The organism is Streptomyces sp. Go-475 (assembly GCF_003330845.1).
Lineage (GTDB): Bacteria > Actinomycetota > Actinomycetes > Streptomycetales > Streptomycetaceae > Streptomyces.
Window position 1 is genome coordinate 4,105,589 of sequence record NZ_CP026121.1, and the last position, 20,498, is coordinate 4,126,086.

Below are 20,498 nucleotides of genomic sequence, written 5' to 3' on the forward strand. Positions count from 1 at the left end.
CGACAGCGCCCGCGACGCCCCGGACGAAGGCCCTCATGGAGTGCTGCTGGGGATCACGCAGTTCTTCGGCTGCGGACGGCCCGTGGGCCAGCCCAGGCCGACGAACTTCAGGGTGCCGTCGCCCTTCGTGCCCGGGTCCAGTTCGACGATCGCGACGGGTTTGTCGTAGGCGTTGCCGCCGGTGGTCAGGCAGATCAGGCCGCTGGTGCCCGCGACGCGGTGGCGGGAGTGGAGGAGGGACCACTGGCGGCCGACGTCCTCGCGCGAGGGGACCGTCGTCCCGGGGGCGCCCTGCTGGGCCTGGTGGAGGGCCTTGCCGATGGTGAGGAGGCCGTCGTGGACGAGCATCGTGCGGGAGTCCTCCAGGTTCGGGGTGCCGCCGAGATCGATGCCCTCGGCTTCCGTCGCGATGATCTGGCGGCGCAGGGCGTCCAGGGCGGCCCTCGGTTCGGTGAGGTACTGCGGGAGGTCCCGCTCGGCCGGTTCCCGGCCGTCGTGGGTCGACCGCCACTTCTTCGCCCAGTCGGTCAGCTCGGTGGTCCAGGCGGCGGGGTGGGCGGGGGCCGCGTACTGCACGGTGACCTTCGCGGTGCCGTCGTCGCCGCGGAGCTTCGCCCAGTCCTGCTCCGTCATGTCCTGGCGCAGCGAGGCCGCGTCGGAGCCGCTGACGATGGTGTAGTGCCGGCCCTCGCAGCCCACCTCGGCGAGTTTGAGGGCGAAGATGCGCAGGTGGAGGGTGCGGCCCGCGAAGTAGACGGTGTCCGCCTCGGAGTCGCAGATGTTGTTGGCGGTCTGGGTGAACTGGTTGCCGGTCGAGCCCGCCTCGTCGATGGACGGGGACTCGAAGGACATCGCGGCGGGGCCCGCCGGGCCCTTCTCCCTGATCCTGCTGAAGGCCCGCGCGAGCGACTCGTTGTAGCCGTCGGGGCGTTTGTCGTAGACCAGGACCGTCTTGAGGTTCCGGCGGCCCCGTTCGCCGTTGAAGTCGGCCAGGGCCTGGGCCGCGTCACTGTTGGTGGCGAGGATGCGCGCGAGGCCCGGGAAGCGCAGCTCGGCCATGCCGTCGGCCTGGTCCTTGTTGGCGATGCGGTCTCCGCTGATGCGGGCGGCCAGCACCGGGACGCGGTTCTCGGTGAGGCGGGCGACGGCCGCTTCCGTGGCGGCGAGGCTCAGGTTGAAGCCGGTGACGGCGCGCAGCCGGTCCTCGGGGGAGGCGGCCATCCGCAGCAGGGTGTCGACGACCTTCGCCTGATGGCCGTAGTCCTGCCCGGGGTTGGCCAGCACCAGGCGGATCTTCGGCGGTTCGCCCTCGCCGGAGTTGGCCTGCCGCTGCCCGAGGTAGGCGCCCTGGAGGTCGCTGCGCATCTGCCGGCGCAGGGCCTCGCGGTCCGACTGGAGCGGCAGCATCATCGCCACCGTGACGTGGGGCTGCTTCTCGATCCTGCGGTTCTCGCGGGCGATGGCCCGGGCCACGGGGGCGATCTCCGGGGTGCCGAAGTCGTAGCCGTCGCCGTTGACGCCGACGCACTCGCCGTCGATCCGCTCGACGCCGTCGGCGCAGGTGTCCGGCTTGCGCACGAGGGAGGTGGTGACCGCGACGCCCGCGATGACCAGCACCGCGCCTAAGACCGAGTAGAGGATCTTCTTCCATCTGGGCATGCCCGCTATCTCCTTCGCCGGAGCTGTTCGGTGCAGGTGCAGCGCAGCAGGGGCTGCTCGTTCTCCGCCAGGGCGCTCCAGTCCGCCGCCGTCCTGCTGAGCAGGCCCGCGCCGTCGAAGTCCATGATCGACAGCAGGTCCAGCAGCTTGGCCAGGGTGCGGGCGGTCTCCTTGCCGGTCGGCCGGGTCCGCTCCTCGCACAGCCACACCGCGTGCAACAGCTGGTCGACCGTGCGGCGCAGCGGCGGGCCGTCCGCCGGGACCAGGCCCTGGGCGCGCTCCCGCCGGGCGTCGGCGCCGCCCGGGTAGGGCGCCTGGGCGATCTCCAGGAGTTCGGCGCACCACTGGCGGGGGCGGCCGGGGAGGGTGGCGGCGAGGTGGCTGACGACGTCGTCGGCGCCGCCGGACACCAGGTGGTGGTTCATCCGGTGTGCGGTGAGCGAGCGGAAGGCGCCGCCCGCCGAGGGGGTGTCCGGGCCGGCCGCGCGCTCGGCGTAGTGGTCGCGCAGCAGGTGGTGGTCGGCGTACCAGGCGGCGCCGCCGGGGCGCAGTCCGTACAGCCGGTGCACCAGCAGCTGGCGGAGGCCGAAGTCGCCGATGAAGTGGCGTTCGCAGGTGGGCCAGCCGGTGTCGGTGAGGAGCCGGGCGACGTGGTGGGCGGTCAGGTGGTGGACGTGTCCCGACTGGTGGTGCCGGAGCAGGACGTCCGCGCACTCGGTGTCGTGGGCCACGGACAGGTGGGTGAGGAGGTCGAGCCAGTGGGCGTGGTGCTCGGTCGGGAGCCGGACCGGTAACTGGTCCAGGACCAGCTCCCGCAGCAGCACCTCCGCGACGGGGCGTTCGGTGGCGTCGTCGCCGGGCAGGCGCAGCGGGGCGTCCAGGATGTCCCGGTCGTTGGCGTCGGCCGGCATGTGGAAGGCCGCCGTCGCGGCGGCCAGGCGGATCACCGTGTGCGGCCGGCCGCCGCTCAGCCGGGCCACGGCGGCGTCGATGCGGCGGCGGTTGGCGCCGCCCTCCGGCTCGGCGTACCGCTGTCTTCGTACGGTCTCCCGGCGGAGCTGGTCGCCGGTGAGCAGCGGCATCCGCAGCAGGAGCACGCCGTCGGCGAGCGGGGCCCGGTCCGCGCCCTCGTCGGTGCGCCGGGTCCAGTCGGGCGGGGCGCCGTCGGCGGGCCGGTACTCGGCCGGGGGCGTCACCTCCCGGGGCGGCAGGCCGCCGTGCAGGAAGGCGCCGCCGTCGGACCGGCGGGCCGTGCCCACGATGACGACGCGGTCGCGCTGCCCGCCCCGGCGGTCGGTGAGCACGGCGCGCAGCAGCCGCTCGCCCAGGGGCGCCTCGGCGTGGTCCAGCAGCAGGCCGGGGCGGCCGACCCGGCGCAGCCAGCCGGCCGGCCCGCCGAACGCCGCCTCCAGGTCCTCGCGCAGGGCCCGGAAGAGGAAGCTCTCCGCCACCTCCCGTGCCTCGCCGCCGGCCCGGAAGTCGGCGGCGAGGATGCGCAGCCCGATCCGGGGCTGGCCGGCCGCGCCGGGGTAGGCGCCGTAGATCCGCTCCAGTTCCGCCCTGCCCCGGGGGGCGAGCCGCTCGAAGAGGGCGTCCAGCAGGGCGTTGCTCACGGCCGCCGAGTACGGGTCGAAGGCCTGCCCGGACAGGGTCGTCAGCAGGTTGCGGATGGCGCCGCGCAGCACGCCCCGCCAGAAGTCGCCCGTGGCCAGGCCGCGCAGGCGCTGCTTCTGGGGCAGGTTCTCGTAGCGTTCGGCCTCGGTCGCGACCGCCTCGGGCGTGCCCTCCGCGACGCCGGTCGCGATCACGGCGAGGCCGGTGAAGAGCCGCGGGAAGGCGAACGAGCCGCCCGTGCCCTGCCAGGTGCTGAGCCGCCCGGCGACCTCGACCAGGGCCTCGGTCACGGCCGAACGGGCGCCGGGCTCCGGGTCCGCGCGGTCCGCGTACACCGGGGACGCGCAGTCCAGGTGGATCACCGGCACCTTGGCGGCGAAACGGTCCCGCACGGCGCGCAGCAGCCGGCCCTTGCCCATGCCCGGGCCGCCGGTGAGCAGCACCACGGGGAGGTCGGGGCCGTACAGCGGGTCCTTGCCGGCACCCGACGGAGCCCGGCCGAACAGACGAGCGAAGAAGCCCTCCTCGTCGAGGAGTTTCTCGAAGCCCAGTTCTTCACACACGGACCCCCCATGGAGTGCCTGCCCGCCCGCGGGCGGGTGACCGGTGACCGATGTGCCAGAAAAGATCCAGTGGAACACGGAACCATCCGGTCGACAACGGTGGCCGCACGGAAGGAAGTTGCGAAAACCGGGCCTACGACTGCCAGACCTGCCGACTGCCGGGCCTGCGACGGCCGGGCCTACGGCTGCCGGTCCGACGCCGGCCAGACGTAGGGAAGGTCGTCGGGGACGCCGGGGAAGAGCTCCGCGTACGTGGCGGGGTCCTTGCGGACCAGGGCGGAGCGGTGGCTGCGGTGGAAGCCGGCGTCGCCCAGCCAGGGCGGGAGTTCGCCCGCGGCGGCCAGCACGGACTGGTCGCGGACCGGGGCGTGCGGGCGGGCCGCGGCGAGGTCGGCGACCAGGGTGGCCGCGCAGCTGTCCTGGTGGCCCAGCTCCCGCCAGACGCGGCAGACCTCCAGGCCGTAGCGGACCAGCGCCTCCTCGTACCCGGCCCACATCCGTACGGCCGGGTGCCGGCGCCAGCCGTAGCCGGGCACGATCAGGCCCCGCAGGACCTGCAGCGCCTCGACCCGCTGCTTGCCGAGCCGCCGGCGGTCCAGGGCCAGGGCCGAGTCCCGGAAGCCGGGGTGCGGGAGGAAGGTCTGCACTCCGGTGGCCCCGGACCTCAGCGGGTCTCGCGGGTGCGGGCGGTGCGGCGGCTCAGGGCGAGGGCCAGGCCGATCATGGCGATGCCCAGGACGAAGTGGAGCCAGTCGTCCGCGGTGTTGAGGGGCACGAAGTTGGCGTCGCTGTCGTGGCCGACGGACAGGCCGTAGACCCACAGCACCAGGTAGACGGCACCGCCGACCATCAGGTAGGCGTACGCCCCGGCGGCCGTGCGGGCAAGGGCGAGACCGGCGAGGCCGTAGGCCAGGTGCACGAGGTTGTGCAGGATCGAGACCTGGAACAGGCCCAGCAGCTCGGCGCCCGACTCGTGGGAGGCGAACTCCATGGAGTCGTAGTCGGTGGTGATGCCGGGGATGAAGCCCAGCACGCCGACCAGCAGGAAGACGAGGCCGAACAGCTGGGCGGCCCGCTGGACGGGGGTGCGGACGGCCCGGTGGGAGGTGGATGTGGTCATGGCCGGTGGCTCCTCACTGGAGAGACGGGAGAGACAGGGACTGTTCCGCCCAGATGGTCTTGCCCGTGGCGCCCTGGCGGGTGCCCCAGCGCTCGGTCAGCTGGGCCACCAGGAGCAGGCCGCGGCCGCCCTCGTCGTAGCTGCGGGCGCGCCGCAGATGGGGTGCGGTGTTGCCGCCGTCGGACACCTCGCAGATGAGGGTGGAGTCGTGGATCAGGCGGAGCTGGATCGGTGGCTCGGCGTGGCGGATGGCGTTGGTGACGAGCTCGCTGACGACCAGTTCCGTGACGAAGACGGCGTCGGACAGCCCCCAGCGCTCCAGTTGCGCCACCACGTCCTTGCGGGTCTGGGCGACGGCGGAGGGGTCGTCGGGCACCGCCCAGGTGGCGACCTGGCCGGCGTCGAGCGCGCGGGTACGGGCGATGAGCAGGGCCACGTCGTCGGCCGGGCGCCGTGGCAGCAGGTCGGCGAGGACCGTGTCGCACAGGGCGTCCAGCGAGGGCGCCGGGCGGGCGAGGGCCTCCCGCAGCCTGCGGACGCCGGTGTCGATGTCCCGGTCGCGGTTCTCGACCAGGCCGTTGGTGTAGAGGGCGAGCAGGCTGCCCTCGGGGATCTCGACCTCGGTTGCCTCGTACGGCAGGCCGCCCACGCCGAGCGGGGGCGCGGCCGGGAGCCCGACGAGTTCGACGGTGCCGTCGGGGCTGACCAGGGCCGGGACGGGGTGCCCGGCACCGGCGAAGCAGCAGCGTCGCGACACGGGGTCGTAGACGGCGTACAGGCACGTGGCGCCGACGTCGGCGGAGGTCTCGGGGTAGCCGGCCGGCTCCGGGGGCCCGGGGAACGGAGCGGGCTCGGGGGTGTCCGCGGGCGCTGTGGCCTCCGCCCCGCGCTCCTCCTCCGTGTTCAGGCGGGCCACGAGGTCGTCGAGGTGGGTGAGGAGTTCGTCGCACGGCAGGTCGATGTCGGCGAGGGTGCGGACGGCCGTGCGCAGCCGCCCCATGGTCGCCGAGGCGTGCAGGCCGTGGCCGACGACGTCGCCGACGACCAGCGCCACCCGCGCCCCGGACAGCGGGATGACGTCGAACCAGTCGCCGCCGACCCCGGCGTGCGCGCCGGCCGGCAGATAGCGGGAGGCGACCTCGACCGCCGCCTGCCGGGGCAGCCGCCGCGGCAGCAGGCTGCGCTGGAGGGTGACCGCCGTGGCCCGCTCCCGGGTGTAGCGGCGGGCGTTGTCGATGCTGACCGCCGCCCGCGCCGCCAGCTCCCCGGCCAGGACCGCGTCGTCGTGCCGGAACGCCCCGGGGCTGCGGTACCGGGCGAAGAAGGCGACGCCCAGCGTGGTGCCGCGGGCGGCCAGCGGCACGGTCATGATCGAGTGCACGCCGAACGCCCGGACCCGGGCGGCACGGGCCGGGTCGCGTGCCAGCCACCCGGCGACGGCCGCGTCGGTCACCGCGTGCACGGCGGGCTGTCCCGTGCGCAGGCTCTCGAAGGGCGCCGAGCCCTCCGGGTAGGACTCCACCCGCCCGACCACCCCGACCGCCTCCGGCGCTCCTGAGGTCACCGACCGCAGGGCGACGCGGCGCAGCAGCAGCGGCCCGTCGGCGGGGGCCGGGTGCGCGGGCGGTTCGTGCAGGTCGTCCAGTTCGGTCAGCAGATCGACGCCGGCGAAGTCGGCCAGCACCGGGACGGTCACGTCCGCCAGCTCCTGGGCCGTGCGCGTCACGTCGAGCGTGCTGCCGATGCGCCGGCCGGCCTCGGCGATCAGCTGGAGCCGCTGGCGGGCCCGGAACTGCTCCGTCATGTCGTGCGCCGAGAGGCAGACGCCCTGGACCACGCCCTCGGGGTCACGCAGCGCGGACGTGAAGGCCGACCAGGCGTGCTCGTGGTCCTCGCCCGGGGCGCGCAGGTAGTTCTCGTCGTACTGCGGCTCCCCGGTCCGCAGCACCCGGGCCATGCTCTGTTCCGCCTGGACACCGGCCTCGTTGTCGACGATCTCGCTGACGCGCAGCCCCCGCATCTCGTCCTCGGTGAGCGCCACGGCGCGTTCCATGTCCGCGTTGGCCCGGCGCAGCCGCAGCCGGGTGTCGTAGAGCGCCATGGCGCAGCACGGGGACTGGGCGAAGCTCCAGCGCACCAGGGCGTCGTCGAGGCCGGGCCGCGGCTGCCCGCCGGTCAGCGCGGAGACGATGAGCCAGGCGGGGGCGCCGGTGCCGGGTTCCCGGTGGTGGGCGAGGATGCGCACCGTCAGCTTGCGGCCGTCCCGGTGCCGGAGCGCGACGTCGCCGTTCCAGCGGGGCAGCCCGGCGAGGGCGGGCATGCCGCCCCGGACCGGGATCGGCTCGGCCAGCAGGTCCGCGGCGCGGTGGCCGGTCATCTGCCCGGCCGAGTATCCGAGGAGCCGCTCGGCGCCCGCGTTCCAGCCCGTCACCGTGCCGCGGTCGTCGAGGGTGACGCGGGCGGTGAGGGCTTCGCCGACGAGGGCCTCGAGGACCTCGGGGGCCTCGGGCTCTTCTCCGGACGACCGGGTGACCCGGCCGAGGGTGACGGGCTGCTCCATGTCGGTCATCTCACTCTCGCGGGGCATCAGCCATGACCCCCGCTTACTGACCCCGGATACATGCAATTATCACCTGTTTACCCCTATTGAGGGGGTTTCACCGTCCCGCGGCGACCGGGCTGCGGAAGCCTGCCGCCGCCCGGCCCGGGTAACCGCTCCCCCATGGGCGAGATCCTCGTGGGCACGTGTTCCTGGACCGACCGGGCGCTGGTCGGCAGCGGCTGGTACCCGCCGGGGCGGCGGGACGCCGAGGGGCGGTTACGGCACTACGCCGAGCGGTTCCCGGTCGTCGAGGTCGACGCGTCGTACTACGCGCTGCCGAGCGAGCGGAACAGCCGGCTGTGGGCCGGGCGGACACCCGACGGGTTCGTGTTCGACGTGAAGGCGTTCTCGCTGCTGACCGGGCATCCGACCCGGGAGGCGGTGATGCCGGACGGGCTGCCGGCGGACCCGCGGGACCCGGCGGTGCTGGACGAGGTGTGGGCCCGGTTCGCGGCCGGGATCGAGCCGCTGCGGCAGGCCGGACGGCTCGGGAGCGTGCTGTTCCAGTTCCCGCCCCGGTTCCGGCCCGGGCCGCGGGCGGAGGAGTTCCTGCGGGAGTGCGCCGAGCAGACCCGGGGCTGGCCCCTCGCCGTGGAGTTCCGCCATCCGTCCTGGTGGGAGCCGGGCCGGGACGAGGCGACGAGCGCGCTGCTCGCCCGGTACGGCATGGCCGCGGTCGCCGTCGACATGACGCAGACGCTGCCGTCCTCCGTGCCGCCCGTGACGCCCGTGACCTCACCCCGGCTGTCCGTCGTGCGGTTCCACGGCCGCAGCACCGCCTGGGGCACCGGCAGCAAGGAGGACCGGTTCCGGCACGCCTACGGCGAGGACGAACTCGCCGAGTGGCTGCCCCGCGTGCGCCGGCTGGCGGAGCGGACCGAGCGGGTCCACGTCCTGTTCAACAACTGCTGCGGCGACGCCGCCGTCCGCGCCGCCGAGACCATGACCCGGCTCCTCGACGGCGACCGGCCGACGGCGGCACCGGGGCTGCCTAGGGCGCGATCCGCACCGGCCGCTCCACCGTCACCTGGTCCACTTCCGACACCCGCACGGTCGTCTTCATCGTCCAGGTCCCGGGGAGGGGCAGGGTGACGGCGTTGGTGCTCCAGTAGCCGCCCCGGTCGGTGAGTTCGGCGTCGATCGGGCCGACGTCGCGGGAGGGGAGGCTGAAGGTGATGCGGAGTTCGGGGATGACCACCAGCCCGGCGTCGGAGCCGTGGACGACGGCCTGGATGCCGTTCTCGCCGACCCGGGCCGGGTCCAGGGTGACCCACACCTTGCCGCGGCCGGTCACGGCGCCCGTGCCCGTGTCGTAGGGCACCGTGATCTGGGCGGTGGGCGGCAGCGTGCCCGCCGGGGCCTGCCGCGCCGCCTCGGCCTGGGCACGGCCGGGCAGGGTGCCGGTGAGCACGGTCGTGATCAGCAACACCGCGGCGGCGACGGCGACTTCGACGAGGACGGAGCGGCGCAGGCCGCGACGCAGGGCGTCCGGATCGCCTGGACCGCCCGAGGGCGGGTCGCCCGAGCCGCCCGCGTCGGCCGAGTCGCCCGCCGCCGTGCCGGGGCTGTCCGGCTCCTCGGGTTCGGCCGGTGCGCCGACCGGTTGCGGGACCCGCGCCGGTACGGCCGTCCGGACGGTGGCCGCCGGTGCGGCGATCCGCGCCGTCCAGCGCCGCGAGTAGCCGGCCGCCAGCAACAGCGCGGTCACCGCGACCAGTTTGGCGAGCAGCAGCCTGCCGTACGACGTGCCGCCCAGCACGGAGAGGGAGCCCAGGCCGCGCCAGGACTGGTAGAGGCCGGTGACGGCCAGGACGATCAGCGAGGCGAACGCGATCCGGGAGAAGCGCGGCACGACCTCCGTGAGGTCCTCGCCGGACGAGCGGCGCAGGGTCAGGAGCAGCGCCACGAGACCGCCGAGCCACACCCCGGTCGCCAGCAGGTGCAGCACGGACGATGTCATCGCCAGCGGCACCTGGATCCCGGCGGAGGCGTGCTCGGCCGCCGCCCAGGTCAGGGCCAGTCCGGCGGCCAGGGCCGTGCCCAGCGCGAGTGCGACGGGCTCCCGGCGGTCCCGGCGCCTGGCCAGCCACAGCAGGAAGACCGCGCTCAGCACGAGCAGGGCCAGCCGGGCGAGCAGGGCGAGGCCCGGGCGGCCGGACAGGGTGCGGCCGAGGGCGTCCGCGTCGAAGGCCGTCGCCGGGCCGGTGCCCGCCTCGTACGGGGCGCGCAGCAGCAGCAGGACGACCGTGGAGCCCAGCAGCGTCCACCAGGCCGCGACCACGGGCCGGCGCAGGGGGGAGGTGCGGGCGGGCCGGCACAGCAGCGCGAACGCGACCGTGCCGACGAGCAGCGCGGCGGCGAGGTAGGCGAGGTAGCGGGCGGTGGTGTGGAGGCCGCCGGTGAGGGGGTCCTCGGCCGGGCCGGTGTCGACCTGGAGCATGGTCGAGGAACGTTTCCCCACGGAGAAGCTGAAGGCGCCGGAGACGGGGTGGCTGTCGGCGGACACCACTCGCCAGGCGACCGTGTAGGTGCCCTGGGCGAGCTTGCCGGGCAGGGCGACGCGGGCCGTGTCGGAGCGGTCCTCCGCGTGGGTGGCCTCGCCGGTGGGGACGCGGTGCTGGTCCGGGCCGAAGACCCGGAAGGAGTCGTCGAGCAGGCCCACGGACTCGGTGAAGGTCAGGGTGACGTGGCGGGGGGCCCGCTGGACGACGGATCCGTCGTCGGGGTCGGTGGAGCGGAGGGCCGCGTGGGCCGAGGCGGGGGCCGCTCCCCCGAGGAGCAGTACCAGCACGGTGCCGAGCAGCACCAGGGCCTGAAGTCGCCGGGGGTGTCCGACATTGCGCTCCACGTGGGTCTCCGGGGTCGGGCTGTACGGCTCCCGGTTATGTACGGATGGGAGTGGTGCAGCGCTCAGCGGGGGCTCGGCGTACGTGGTTCGGCGGGTGCGGGTGCCTGGGGGCTGGTCGCGCAGTTCCCCGCGCCCCTAAGAAGCAGGTCGGCCAAGCCCCTGGATCTTGTCGGCCACGGCCGGATAGCTCGCCGCCAGCTCCGCCGCGTCCCCGTGCTCGTAGCCCTCGAAGGTGAAGCCGGGGGCCATCGTGCAGCCGAAGAGGGTCCAGGAACCCCCCTCGGTCACCCTGCCGCCCATCCACGTGCCCGCCGGGACCGTGAACTGGACGTGCTGGCCGTGCAGGACGTCCGGGCCCAGGACCACCGTCCGGCTGCTCCCGTCCGGGGCGAGGAGCAGGAGTTCCAGGGGGTCGCCCCGGTAGAAGTGCCAGATCTCGTCCGTGGGCAGGCGGTGGAGGGCGGAGAAGTCGTCCGCCGTGAGGAGCGCGACGATCGCCGTGCCCTCCGGTCTGCCGTCGGGGCGTTCGGGTCCGGCCCAGGTCTGGCGGAACAGGCCGCCCTCGCGCGGGATCGGCTCCAGCCCGTAGTGGGCGATGAGGTCGTCGGGCGTCACCCGGGGAAGAGTATCTCCCGGTCGAGGAAGGCGAGCTGGGCCTTCTTCTCCGGCAGGTACACGTCCGGGAGGTCGATCTCGGGCAGGACGACCACCGGCCCGGCCGTGAAGCCCTGCTTGAGGAAGCGGGCGATCGCCTTCTCGTTGCCCACGTCCGGGTCGACGACGATCCGCCGGCGGTCCAGGCCGAGCAGCACGTACCGGGCGATGGCGGTCACCAGCCGGGCGGTCCAGCCGGGCTGCCCGCCGTCCGGCCCGGCGGGGGCGAGCAGCAGGTGGACGCCGATGTCGCCGGGCCGGACGTCGTAGCACTCGCCGACGCGGTCGGCCTCCGGCTCGTAGGTCTGCAGGAGCGCGACCGGGTCGCCGTCCCGGACGACGAGGTAGGCGTGGTGGGTGCTGAGCGTGTCCAGGTGGGCGTAGACCTCGGCGACCTGCTGCTCGGTGAGGCCGGTCATGCCCCAGAAGACGGCCCGCTCCTCGCTCGCCCAGGCGTGGATCACCCCGGCGTCGGCCCGCGGGTCCAGCGGCAGCACGCGGACGGTGCCGAAGCCGTCGGTCACCTGCTCGTGGACGGCGGTGCGGGAGGCGTACAGGTCAGACATCGGTCTCCTTCGTCAGCTGCGCCCAGTCGGTGACGACCGGGACGAGGTCTCCCGCGAGCCAGTGGGGGAGCTGGTCGCGGTGGTGGGGCGAGCCGGGGACGCCCGAGGCGCCGAACGGGACCACCCAGCGGCTGTCCTCGCGCCGGGCCAGGTCCCACACGTACCGGGCGACCGGGCCCCGGGCGGCGCGGTCGGTGAGGCCCGGCACGCCCGAGGTGCACAGCACGCAGTCGTGGTCGCCGGACAGCCCCGGTTCGTCGTACGGCTGCTCCGGCTCCAGCGCCCGCCAGGGGGCGAGCCGGTGGGTGTCGCCCCAGACCCCGGCCGGCGGCCGCGCGGCCACCTCCTCGATCGCCGCGCGGACGGCCGCCGGGCGGTCGATGCCGTACAGCTCCCCGGCGGTCAGCAGGTGTTCCAGGGCGAAGCCGACGCGGGGGACGAGGGCCAGCCAGGGCAGGAACACCTCGGGGTACGCCGGCGGGGTCGCCAGCGCGGCGAACGCCGGGTGCGCCGCCAGTTCCCGTACGACCGCGCCGCGCACCGCCGCGTACAAGGCCGCGTCGGCGCTGCCGGCGTCCATGCGGCGGTCCCAGCCGAGGAGCCGGTCCCGGAGGGCGCGGGCCTCGGGGGTGAGGCCGTCGAGGGGCTCCAGGTGGTCCAGGAGGGCGGTCGCGGAGGCGAGGTACGTGTCCGTGTGGAGGGCGGGCATGTCGGCGGCGGACCAGCGCTCCTTGCCCGCGAGCAGCGCGGCGATCCGGTCGTGGCGGTGGGGCGGGGCGAACTCGACGCCGCAGGGTGCTGCCGGGCCGCGCTGGTTGGCCATGACGGCGACGCCGTCGGTGAGCCCGGCGCGGGGCGTCTCCTGCCGGCCGTGCCACTCGTGGCCGGGCTCCCAGGCGGGCACCAGCCGCAGCCGGTTGGCCTCGGCGCGCAGCGGCACGAACCCGGCCACACGGTGCAGCACACCGCCCTGGGTGTCGGCGGCCTGGACGACGTTGACCGGCTCGGCCCAGCGGTCGAAGGCCCGGTCCACGTCGGCGACCCGGCGGGCGCGCAGCAGCGGCAGCAGGGCGCCGAAGCCGAGGTCGCCGGTGACCCGGGGCGGATAGCGCAGGCTGACGGCGACCGGGGGCAGGTCGGGTTCGGTGGTGCCGCCGTCCAGGCCCTCCGGTCCGCCGATCACCACCGGGCCCCGGGCGGTCTCGATCACCTCGACCTCGACCGGCTCCTCGCCCGCGACCTCGACGGCCTCCGTGTGCCGGGCCGCCCGCCGCCAGACGCCGTCCGGGTCCAGCGCCTCCACCCCGGCGCCGGTGCGCCGCAGCCGCTCCCGGTACAGGTCCTGGTAGTCGGCCATGGCGTTGGTGATGGCCCAGGCGACCGTGCCGGTGTGCCCGAAGTGGGCGATGCCGGGGACGCCCGGGACGGCGAGGCCCACGACGTCGAACTCGGGGCAGGAGAGGCGGATCTGCTGGTAGACGCCGGGGTCCTCGATCCAGCGGTGCGGGTCGCCGGCGATGACCGCCTGCCCGGTGACGGTCCGCTCGCCGCCGACCAGCCAGCCGTTGCTGCCGGAGGTGCCGGGGCCGTCGGTGGCGAACAGGCGGACGGCCTGGGCGCCGAGGTGGGTGACGACGTGCTCGCGCCAGAGCTTGGCGGGGAACCCGGCGAAGAGGATGTGCGTGGCGAGCCAGACGCCGAGGGGGGTCCAGGGCTCCCAGCGGCCGGGGGTGAGACCGGTGCGGGCGAACTCGGGGGCGGCGTCCGCTCCCCGCGCCAGTCCCGCGTTGACGCCGTCGACGTACGCCCGCACCCAGGCGGCCGTCTCCGGGTCCTGCTCCTCCAGCCGCGCGAAGCAGCGTCTGGCGGTGTCGTCGAGTCTGGCGCGTCTGGCGAACCGGTCCCAGGCCAGGGCGGTCTCGCCCAGGAAGGACGCCGAGGTGCCCCGCGTCCGGTGGCGCTCGACCTCCAGCTGCCAGGCCCGGTCGCGGGCGGTGACGAGGCCCTGGGCGTGGGCGAGTCCGGCCGCGCTGCCCGCGCGCAGATGCGGGATGCCCCAGGCATCACGGTAGATCTCGGTGGCCACGCTGTGCCCCTTCTTTGCTTTAGGTTAGGCTTGCCTAAGTCATGCGTGGCGAAATCGTACGTGAAGGGTGAAGACGCGATGGGGCAGGGGCGGGGTTGGGAGGGCGCGGTCCTCAAACTGCTGCGCGCGAAGGATTTCGAGTTCACCGTGACGGACGCGGAGGACGTCACCCCGGACTACCGGCGGCTGCGCTTCACCGACGGCGGCCTGCTGGCGGCGACCGGCGTCCACCCCACCATGTGGGTCCGGCTCTGGTTCGACAACGCGGGCAAGCCGCACCAGCGGGCCTACACCCTGGTCGACCCCGACCCGGCGGCCGGCACCTTCAGCCTGGAGTTCGCGCTGCACGAAGGGTGCGCCAGCGACTGGGCCCGGGCGGCGAAGCCCGGCGACACCATCGAGGCGACCGTCCAGGGCACCGGCTTCGAACACCCGAGCCCGGCGCCCTCGCACGTCTTCGCCGTCGGCGACCCGGCCTCGCTCCCGGCCATCAACTCGCTCCTGGACGCCCTCGGCTCCGCCCCGGCCACGGTCTGGTTCGAGGGCGGCGACGACGGCCTGCCGTTCCGCACCGACCCGGACCGCCACGAGCTGCGCAAGGTGCCGCGCCAGGACTCCGGCGCCCACCTGGTCGACCGGGTGAGGTCGGACCTGCCCGGGCTGCTCCAGGGCACCTCCGACCCGTACGTCTGGATCGCCTGCGACACGGCCACCACCCGGACCCTGGCGGCGTACGTCCGCAAGGAACTGGGCCTGCCCAAGCAGCGCGTGCACGCCCTGGGGTACTGGCGCCCCTGAGCGGACGGCGTCCGAGGGCTCCTGGCGCCCCGAGCGGACGGCGGACCGAGGACGCGGCCCGGACCGCCCCGGGGGATGATCGGGACATGGACGTCACTCTTCACCTCGCCCAGGACCCCGAGGCCGACGCGCTGCTCGGCCGCAGTCCGCTCGCCGCGCTCGTCGGGATGCTGCTGGACCAGCAGATCCCGATGGAGTGGGCGTTCAAGGGTCCGGCCACGATCGCCCAGCGGCTCGGCACCGACGACCTGGACGCGCACGACATCGCCGCGCACGACCCCGAGGCCTTCGCCGCGCTGCTCTCCCAGAAGCCGGCGGTGCACCGCTACCCCGGCTCCATGGCCAAGCGCGTCCAGCAGCTGTGCCAGTACCTCGTCGAGCACTACGACGGTGACGCCGAGGCCGTCTGGAAGGACGCCGGCACCGGCAAGGAGCTGCTGAAGCGGCTGGCGGAACTGCCCGGCTTCGGCAAGCAGAAGGCCCAGATCTTCCTCGCCCTGCTGGGCAAGCAGCTCGGGGTGCGGCCGACCGGGTGGCGCGAGGCGGCCGGCTCCTACGGCGAGGAGAAGTCCTTCCGCTCGGTCGCCGACATCACCGGCCCCGAGTCGCTGGCCAAGGTGCGGGCCCACAAGCAGGAGATGAAGGCGGCGGCCAAGGCGGCCAAGACAGCGAAGGCCACCGGAAAGCAGCCGTAACCCGCCCGGCCCGCCCCGCCTGGCGGCCCCCTCCCGGCCACCCCGAGCATGAACCATGCCCGAGCCCCGCCCCCCGGCCCCGGAGCCCGCCCCCTCCCCCGGCCCCGCGCGTCCGGGGCCGCCGTACGCCGAGTGGGCGGATCTCACGGCCGGTGGGATGAACGACGTCCGCAGGCCGGGGAACGACCTCCCGTGAGCCCCGCACCGCAGCCCGTCCCCCGCGGCAGCCGCCGAAGCGCCTGGCTGCGGGTCCTCGTGCTGCTGCTCGCCCTGCTCGTGCCGGGCGCGCACGCCGAGGCGCACACCGGGCCGGCGGCCGGCGTCCCGGGGGAGAGCACGATCGTCGAGTGCGACGTCCTCGACACCGCCCCGCGCCCACCGGCCCGGGCCGCCCGCCGCGCCCCCGTCCCGCTGCGCCCCACCCCGTTCCGGCGCCCCGGGCCCGCGCGCACCGCACGGCACCCCGTGCCCGTACCGCCGACCCCGCCGCACGACCCCCGCCCCCTGCGTTCCGAGGTCCTGCGCTGCTGAGCGGACCCCACCGGTCCCCCAGTCCCCGCAGTCCCGCACGGAACCAGGAGGAGCACCCCCATGCTTCGAGACCCGTACGCCGTCCTGCGCGCCCTGGTGCGCGCGGAAGCCGTCCGCAGCACCCCGAAGGCCGGACCCAAGCCGGACCCGAGGAAGCCGCAACAGCCCCCCAAGGGTCGGGAACGCGGCTGACCCGCCCGCGGCGGGGGCGGCCGTCCGACGCCTCCGCCGCCCGGAACATCCCGACGACACCTCCCCCTTTCGGGCGAATCAGGCGCACGTTCCGCGAAACCGCCCCCAGGAACACCGAGAACAGCGGCGGGCCGATGACAGGGGCTCACCGTCCGGCATATTCACGCCCCTGTTCCCGGTTCGTACCCCCTTGTGGGGTTTTTTTCAGCGTCGTACTCCGTCGCCATGGCTGCGCCCGGAAGGTCGTGACCGGTAGGCTTTCCGTGTGATCTTCAAGCGCATCGGAAACGGCCGGCCGTACCCCGACCACGGCCGGGAAAGCACCCGGCAGTGGGCGGACGTCGCGCCGCGCCCGGTCCGCCTCGATCAGCTCGTGACGACGAAACAGCAGCTCGACCTGGAGACCCTCCTCGCCGAGGACTCGACCTTCTACGGCGACCTCTTCGCGCACGTCGTGAAGTGGCAGGGCGACCTCTACCTGGAGGACGGCCTGCATCGCGCGGTGCGGGCGGCGCTCCAGCAGCGCCAGGTGCTGCACGCGCGCGTGCTCGAGCTCGACTGACCCCGCAGGTCACGGGTTGGCCCTTTCGGGTTCCACTGGGCGACGTCGAATGATCATCTAGTAGGCATCGTCGCCCGGGCGCACTACGCTGCGCTCATGAGCATGCTGACTCCCCCCGGCATGGGCGGCAAGTACCGCATCAAGGGCAACAAGTACCCCCGGATGCGCCGGCCCCGGCGGCGCGGCAGGCTCGTCGCCCTGGGCATCGCCTCCGTCGTGGTGCTGGGCGTGGGCGGCTGGGGCACGCTGCAGCTCATCGACGTCTTCACCGGCGGCGGCAGAAAGGCTTCGGCGGCCGGCGGCGGCACGGAGTGCGGCCCCGCGACGAAGGCGAGCCCCTCGCCCAGCGCCAGGCCCCTGCCCGAACCCCGCGCGATCACGGTCAACGTGCTCAACGCCACCACCCGCAGCGGCCTGGCGAAGAAGACCGCCGACGAACTGAAGAAGCGCGGCTTCAAGATCGGCGACGTGGGCAACGCGACCAAGGAGTACGACAAGAAGGTAAAGGGCCCCGGCGTGCTGCTCGGCCCCGCCGCCGCCCGCGACACCTCGCTGCCCGTGCTCGGCACCCAGCTCCCGGGCGCCGAGCGGCGCACCGACGCGGCCCGCAAGGGCGCCGCCCTCGACCTCGTCATCGGCGACGGCTTCAAGGAACTGGCGAAGAAGCCGGACGCCGACCAGGCCCTGACCAAGCTGGCCAGGCCCGAGCCGGCGCCGTCGAAGAAGGGCTGCTGACCCCCGCAGGGCCCGCGAACCCGTAAGGCCCGTGGACCCGCAGGGCCCGTGGACCCGCAGGGCCCGTGGACCCGCAGGGCCCGAGAACCCGCAGGGCCCGAGAACCCGCAGGGCCCGAGAACCCGCAGGGCCCGTGGACCCGCAGGGCCCGAGAACCCGCAGGGCCCGAGAACCCGCAGGGCCCTGGGACTATTCGGCCGCCCCGTACATCCGGTCGCCCGCGTCGCCGAGGCCCGGGACGATGTAGCCGTGCTCGTTCAGGTGCTCGTCGACCGAGGCGGTCACCACCGTCACCGGCGTGCCCGCCAGCTCGCGCTCCATGACCTCCACGCCCTCCGGAGCGGCCAGCAGCACCACGGCCGTCACGTCGTCGGCGCCGCGCCGGATCAGCTCCTGGATCGCCGCGACCAGCGTCCCGCCGGTGGCGAGCATCGGGTCGAGGACGTACACCTGACGCCCCGACAGGTCCTCCGGCATGCGCGTGGCGTACGTGGAGGCCTGGAGCGTCTCCTCGTTGCGGATCATGCCGAGGAAGCCCACCTCGGCGGTCGGCAGCAGCCGGACCATGCCGTCCAGCATGCCGAGGCCGGCCCGCAGGATCGGCACCACCAGCGGACGCGGGTGGGACAGCTTCACGCCCGTGGTCCGTGCGACCGGCGTCTGGATGTCGACCTGCTCGGTGCGCACGTCGCGCGTGGCCTCGTAGGCGAGCAGGGTGACCAGCTCGTCGGCGAGACGGCGGAAGGTCGCGGAGTCGGTGCGCTGGTCGCGCAGCGTGGTGAGCTTGTGGGCGACCAGAGGGTGGTCGACGACGTGGAGACGCATGTCCACAACAGTAACCGGGCCGGATGAGCCCGGCCGCACGGCAAGCCCGCCGCCCGGCCGTCACCCGTTCGCTGGCGTCAAACCGCCCGTCCGGGGGAAAGTGGGAAGGACGGACTGAGGGTGGTGAGCTGATGCCCGACCGGGACTCCCGACGCGTTCCGTCGCCGCGCGCACAGCCCGGGACGAACCCGGAGACCGACCGGATGACGGACCAGACCTACCGGACGGACGAGAGGTACCGGACGGACGAGACCGACCGGACGGACGAGTCGGACGCCGAGCGCCGCCGGCGCCGCGCCCGGTTCCTGCGCGATCTGGCCGAGGCCCGGGAGCTGCGCGACCGCGTCCAGCCGCGCCGCGCCAAGACCGCCCGGCTGCGGCACGCGATGCGCATGCGCACCTTCCGCTGGTAGGAAACGGGTGAGGAAACCGCCGGGGAAGATCACGAACCGCGCGGGCGTTGTCGAGGTGGCCGTGCGTGGAGCGGGGGAAAGCCGCGTACGATCCGCAGGTGGCGGCAACGAGCGTGCGATCAAAACTGCTGGACACAGGGAGCCGAAGACGTCCCCTGAACGCCTAGTTTCTGCCACGATTCCGAGTGGGTGGGGCTCGGACGAGCACTCCCCGCCCGCAACCTCCGCCGGGGGGACCCCCAACCGGCACGCCTATGACCAGTGGGAGAGTCACGGTGTACTTCGCCGCACTGCTCGCGCGCACCGAAGACGGGTGGGAAGCGAGCGACACAGAGCTCGACGATGTGGAAACCCTGTCGGATCTGGCCGACCTGGCCCGTGAAGCCTCCCCCGACGAGGACACGGTGCTCGTGCTCATCGAGCAGGAGGACGCCTGGTTCGGCGTCGTCCGCGTGGACGGCGAGGACGACCCTCGCATCTACGTCTCGGACGCCGCCGCCGCTGCCCGCAGCAGCTACGGCGAGATCCTGCTCACCGACGAGCTGCTCGGCCGGGATCCGGACGACGGGGACGACCTGGACGCCCTCGACCTCGACGGCACCGAGGACGGTGACGGCGACGACGACGAGACCGACGACGCCGACCCGGTCGCCGGCTCCGCCGAGTCCGTGCCGCACGGCCCGGTCGGCGACGCCCGGATCCTGGACGACCTCGGCGTGACCGAGAAGGAGCTGCGCGCGCTCGCGTCGGACGCGGTCACCGAGATCGCCGAGGCCCTGGGCGCCTCGGAGACCCTGGAGACCGTCCGCTGACCGCACGCGCCACCCCCGGACCGCCGGATCCGGTACGGGACCCCTGGCGGCCCGCGATGCGACTCGCCCTGGACGAGGCCACCGCGGCCGTCCGGGGCGGGGACGTCCCCGTCGGCGCCGTCGTCCTGGCCCCGGACGGCACGACCGTGCTCGCGGCCGGGCACAACGAACGCGAGGCGGGCGGCGACCCGACGGCCCACGCCGAGGTCCTCGCCCTGCGCCGGGCCGCGGCCGAACTCGGGCAGTGGCGGCTGGCCGGCTGCACGCTCGTGGTCACGCTGGAGCCCTGCACGATGTGCGCGGGCGCGATCCAGCAGTCCCGCGTCGACCGGCTCGTCTACGGCGCCCGTGACGAGAAGGCCGGCGCGGCCGGCTCCCTGTGGGACCTCCTGCGCGACCGGCGGCTCAACCACCGGCCCGAGGTGATCGAGGGCGTGCTCGCCGAGGAGTGCGCCGGGCTCCTCACGGAGTTCTTCCGCGGCCGCTGAATACCGATTTCGAAGCAGCCCGCACCTTGCTGTAAGGTCTCCCTCGGTAGCGTGTCCGAGCGGCCGAAGGAGCTCGCCTCGAAAGCGAGTGTGGCGCAAGTCACCGAGGGTTCAAATCCCTCCGCTACCGCTGGAGAAGGGCCCCGTCGTCAGACGGGGCCCTTCGTGCGATCAGCCCCTTCGCGTGCCGGACCCTTCGTGCGATCATGTGCGCGGCATGGGACACAAGGGACAGGGGAGGCCGCGATGGCGGTGAACGCCAAGAAGATCGCCGTCTACTTGCTCGTGGTCTTCGTCTTCTACGTGATCATCACCGACCCGAAGAAGGCCTCTGACTACGTCCTGATAGGTTTCCAGGGCATATCGGACGCCGCAGGAGCCCTCGGCGACTTCGCCACCTGGGTCGCCAACGGAGGAAAGTGATGATCCGCCACCTGGTCCTCTTCAAGCTCCACGAGGGCGTCGAGCGCGACGACCCGCGGGTCCTGAAGGGCGTCGAGGCCTTCCGCGCGCTCGACGGCGCGATCCCCGAGATCCGCTTCTGGGAGCTCGGCTGGAACGTCAGCGACCGCCCGATCGCCCACGACTTCGCCATCAACTCGGCCTTCGACGACGCCGAGGCGCTGCGCCGGTACGTGGAGCACCCGGCCCACCAGGCCGGTGTCGCGCTGTGGCGCGAGTTCTCCACCTGGGTGATCGCGGACTACGAGTTCTGAGGCCTTCGCTTCGAGCCCC

At 74.2% G+C, this 20,498-nt stretch carries 22 protein-coding genes and 1 tRNA gene; 13 read left to right on the top strand and 10 right to left on the bottom strand.

The window, feature by feature from the left end; translation table 11 throughout:
• Positions 1-33: 33 nt before the first annotated feature.
• From C1703_RS18960 to C1703_RS18980, 5 genes are all read right to left on the bottom strand, one after another.
• A complete protein-coding gene (locus tag C1703_RS18960; protein WP_114253989.1) occupies positions 34-1,659 on the bottom strand; it encodes an amino acid ABC transporter substrate-binding protein in 1,626 nt (541 codons plus the stop codon).
• A 5-nt stretch (positions 1,660-1,664) separates the two neighbouring features.
• Positions 1,665-3,836, bottom strand: a complete 2,172-nt coding sequence (locus C1703_RS18965; protein WP_114253990.1) for a hypothetical protein — start codon at positions 3,834-3,836, stop codon at positions 1,665-1,667.
• A gap of 179 nt (positions 3,837-4,015) precedes the next feature.
• The gene (locus tag C1703_RS18970) at positions 4,016-4,483 is read right to left on the bottom strand and encodes an MSMEG_6728 family protein (RefSeq protein WP_114253991.1); all 468 of its coding nucleotides are present in this window, start codon (positions 4,481-4,483) and stop codon (positions 4,016-4,018) included.
• 17 nt (positions 4,484-4,500) lie between these two features.
• Positions 4,501-4,956, bottom strand: coding sequence for a DUF4383 domain-containing protein (locus tag C1703_RS18975; RefSeq protein WP_114253992.1), 456 nt, complete (start codon positions 4,954-4,956; stop codon positions 4,501-4,503).
• 13 nt (positions 4,957-4,969) lie between these two features.
• Complete coding sequence (locus C1703_RS18980) at positions 4,970-7,516, bottom strand: SpoIIE family protein phosphatase (protein ID WP_114257494.1); 2,547 nt, start codon at positions 7,514-7,516, stop codon at positions 4,970-4,972.
• 162 nt (positions 7,517-7,678) lie between these two features.
• Between C1703_RS18980 and C1703_RS18985 the strand changes: the two genes are divergently transcribed.
• Entirely contained in the window at positions 7,679-8,650 is a 972-nt protein-coding gene (locus C1703_RS18985; protein ID WP_114253993.1) for a DUF72 domain-containing protein, read from the top strand.
• On the opposite strand, the gene C1703_RS18990 is transcribed toward C1703_RS18985, so the two are convergent.
• The 4 genes from C1703_RS18990 to C1703_RS19005 form a co-directional block, all read right to left on the bottom strand.
• Entirely contained in the window at positions 8,550-10,364 is a 1,815-nt protein-coding gene (locus C1703_RS18990) for a copper resistance protein CopC (protein WP_114257495.1), read from the bottom strand. The genes C1703_RS18985 and C1703_RS18990 overlap by 101 nt on opposite strands.
• Before the next feature lie 177 nt (positions 10,365-10,541).
• Entirely contained in the window at positions 10,542-11,021 is a 480-nt protein-coding gene (locus C1703_RS18995; RefSeq protein WP_114253994.1) for a cupin domain-containing protein, read from the bottom strand.
• On the bottom strand, positions 11,018-11,626 hold the full coding sequence (locus C1703_RS19000; protein ID WP_114253995.1) for a GNAT family N-acetyltransferase: 609 nt from the start codon (positions 11,624-11,626) through the stop codon (positions 11,018-11,020). The genes C1703_RS18995 and C1703_RS19000 overlap by 4 nt, the downstream gene beginning before the upstream one ends.
• Positions 11,619-13,712: a penicillin acylase family protein gene (locus tag C1703_RS19005; protein WP_114253996.1), complete on the bottom strand. Its 2,094-nt coding sequence runs from the start codon at positions 13,710-13,712 to the stop codon at positions 11,619-11,621. The genes C1703_RS19000 and C1703_RS19005 overlap by 8 nt, the downstream gene beginning before the upstream one ends.
• Positions 13,713-13,790: 78 nt before the next feature.
• Here C1703_RS19005 and C1703_RS19010 point away from each other — a divergent pair, with 78 nt between their 5' ends.
• The 6 genes from C1703_RS19010 to C1703_RS19030 all read left to right on the top strand — a co-directional run bounded on the left by C1703_RS19010 (position 13,791) and on the right by C1703_RS19030 (position 17,225).
• The gene (locus tag C1703_RS19010) at positions 13,791-14,510 is read left to right on the top strand and encodes a siderophore-interacting protein (RefSeq protein ID WP_114253997.1); all 720 of its coding nucleotides are present in this window, start codon (positions 13,791-13,793) and stop codon (positions 14,508-14,510) included.
• Between the two features lie 86 nt (positions 14,511-14,596).
• Positions 14,597-15,205 (top strand): HhH-GPD-type base excision DNA repair protein, encoded by a 609-nt coding sequence (locus C1703_RS19015; protein ID WP_114253998.1) that lies wholly within the window; start codon positions 14,597-14,599, stop codon positions 15,203-15,205.
• Between the two features lie 192 nt (positions 15,206-15,397).
• Positions 15,398-15,736: a hypothetical protein gene (locus C1703_RS19020; protein ID WP_114253999.1), complete on the top strand. Its 339-nt coding sequence runs from the start codon at positions 15,398-15,400 to the stop codon at positions 15,734-15,736.
• 60 nt (positions 15,737-15,796) lie between these two features.
• Entirely contained in the window at positions 15,797-15,928 is a 132-nt protein-coding gene (locus tag C1703_RS40155) for a hypothetical protein (protein ID WP_269803208.1), read from the top strand.
• 265 nt (positions 15,929-16,193) lie between these two features.
• On the top strand, positions 16,194-16,490 hold the full coding sequence (locus C1703_RS19025) for a type II toxin-antitoxin system VapB family antitoxin (RefSeq protein WP_004943146.1): 297 nt from the start codon (positions 16,194-16,196) through the stop codon (positions 16,488-16,490).
• 120 nt (positions 16,491-16,610) lie between these two features.
• The gene (locus tag C1703_RS19030; RefSeq protein ID WP_114254000.1) at positions 16,611-17,225 is read left to right on the top strand and encodes a LytR C-terminal domain-containing protein; all 615 of its coding nucleotides are present in this window, start codon (positions 16,611-16,613) and stop codon (positions 17,223-17,225) included.
• 189 nt (positions 17,226-17,414) lie between these two features.
• On the opposite strand, the gene upp is transcribed toward C1703_RS19030, so the two are convergent.
• A complete protein-coding gene (gene upp, locus C1703_RS19035; RefSeq protein ID WP_114257496.1) occupies positions 17,415-18,050 on the bottom strand; it encodes a uracil phosphoribosyltransferase in 636 nt (211 codons plus the stop codon).
• 203 nt (positions 18,051-18,253) lie between these two features.
• Here upp and C1703_RS39305 point away from each other — a divergent pair, with 203 nt between their 5' ends.
• The 6 genes from C1703_RS39305 (at position 18,254) to C1703_RS19060 (ending at position 20,479) form a co-directional block, all read left to right on the top strand.
• Positions 18,254-18,463 (top strand): hypothetical protein, encoded by a 210-nt coding sequence (locus tag C1703_RS39305; protein ID WP_198678215.1) that lies wholly within the window; start codon positions 18,254-18,256, stop codon positions 18,461-18,463.
• 275 nt (positions 18,464-18,738) lie between these two features.
• Complete coding sequence (locus C1703_RS19040) at positions 18,739-19,275, top strand: hypothetical protein (RefSeq protein ID WP_114254001.1); 537 nt, start codon at positions 18,739-18,741, stop codon at positions 19,273-19,275.
• A gap of 56 nt (positions 19,276-19,331) precedes the next feature.
• Entirely contained in the window at positions 19,332-19,763 is a 432-nt protein-coding gene (tadA, locus tag C1703_RS19045; RefSeq protein WP_114254002.1) for a tRNA adenosine(34) deaminase TadA, read from the top strand.
• A gap of 45 nt (positions 19,764-19,808) precedes the next feature.
• Positions 19,809-19,893 (top strand) — tRNA-Ser (locus C1703_RS19050).
• A gap of 116 nt (positions 19,894-20,009) precedes the next feature.
• Complete coding sequence (locus C1703_RS19055; protein ID WP_114254003.1) at positions 20,010-20,186, top strand: hypothetical protein; 177 nt, start codon at positions 20,010-20,012, stop codon at positions 20,184-20,186.
• Positions 20,186-20,479, top strand: coding sequence for a Dabb family protein (locus tag C1703_RS19060; protein WP_114254004.1), 294 nt, complete (start codon positions 20,186-20,188; stop codon positions 20,477-20,479). Before C1703_RS19055 ends, C1703_RS19060 begins: the two co-directional genes overlap by 1 nt.
• The last annotated feature ends 19 nt before the right edge of the window (positions 20,480-20,498 follow it).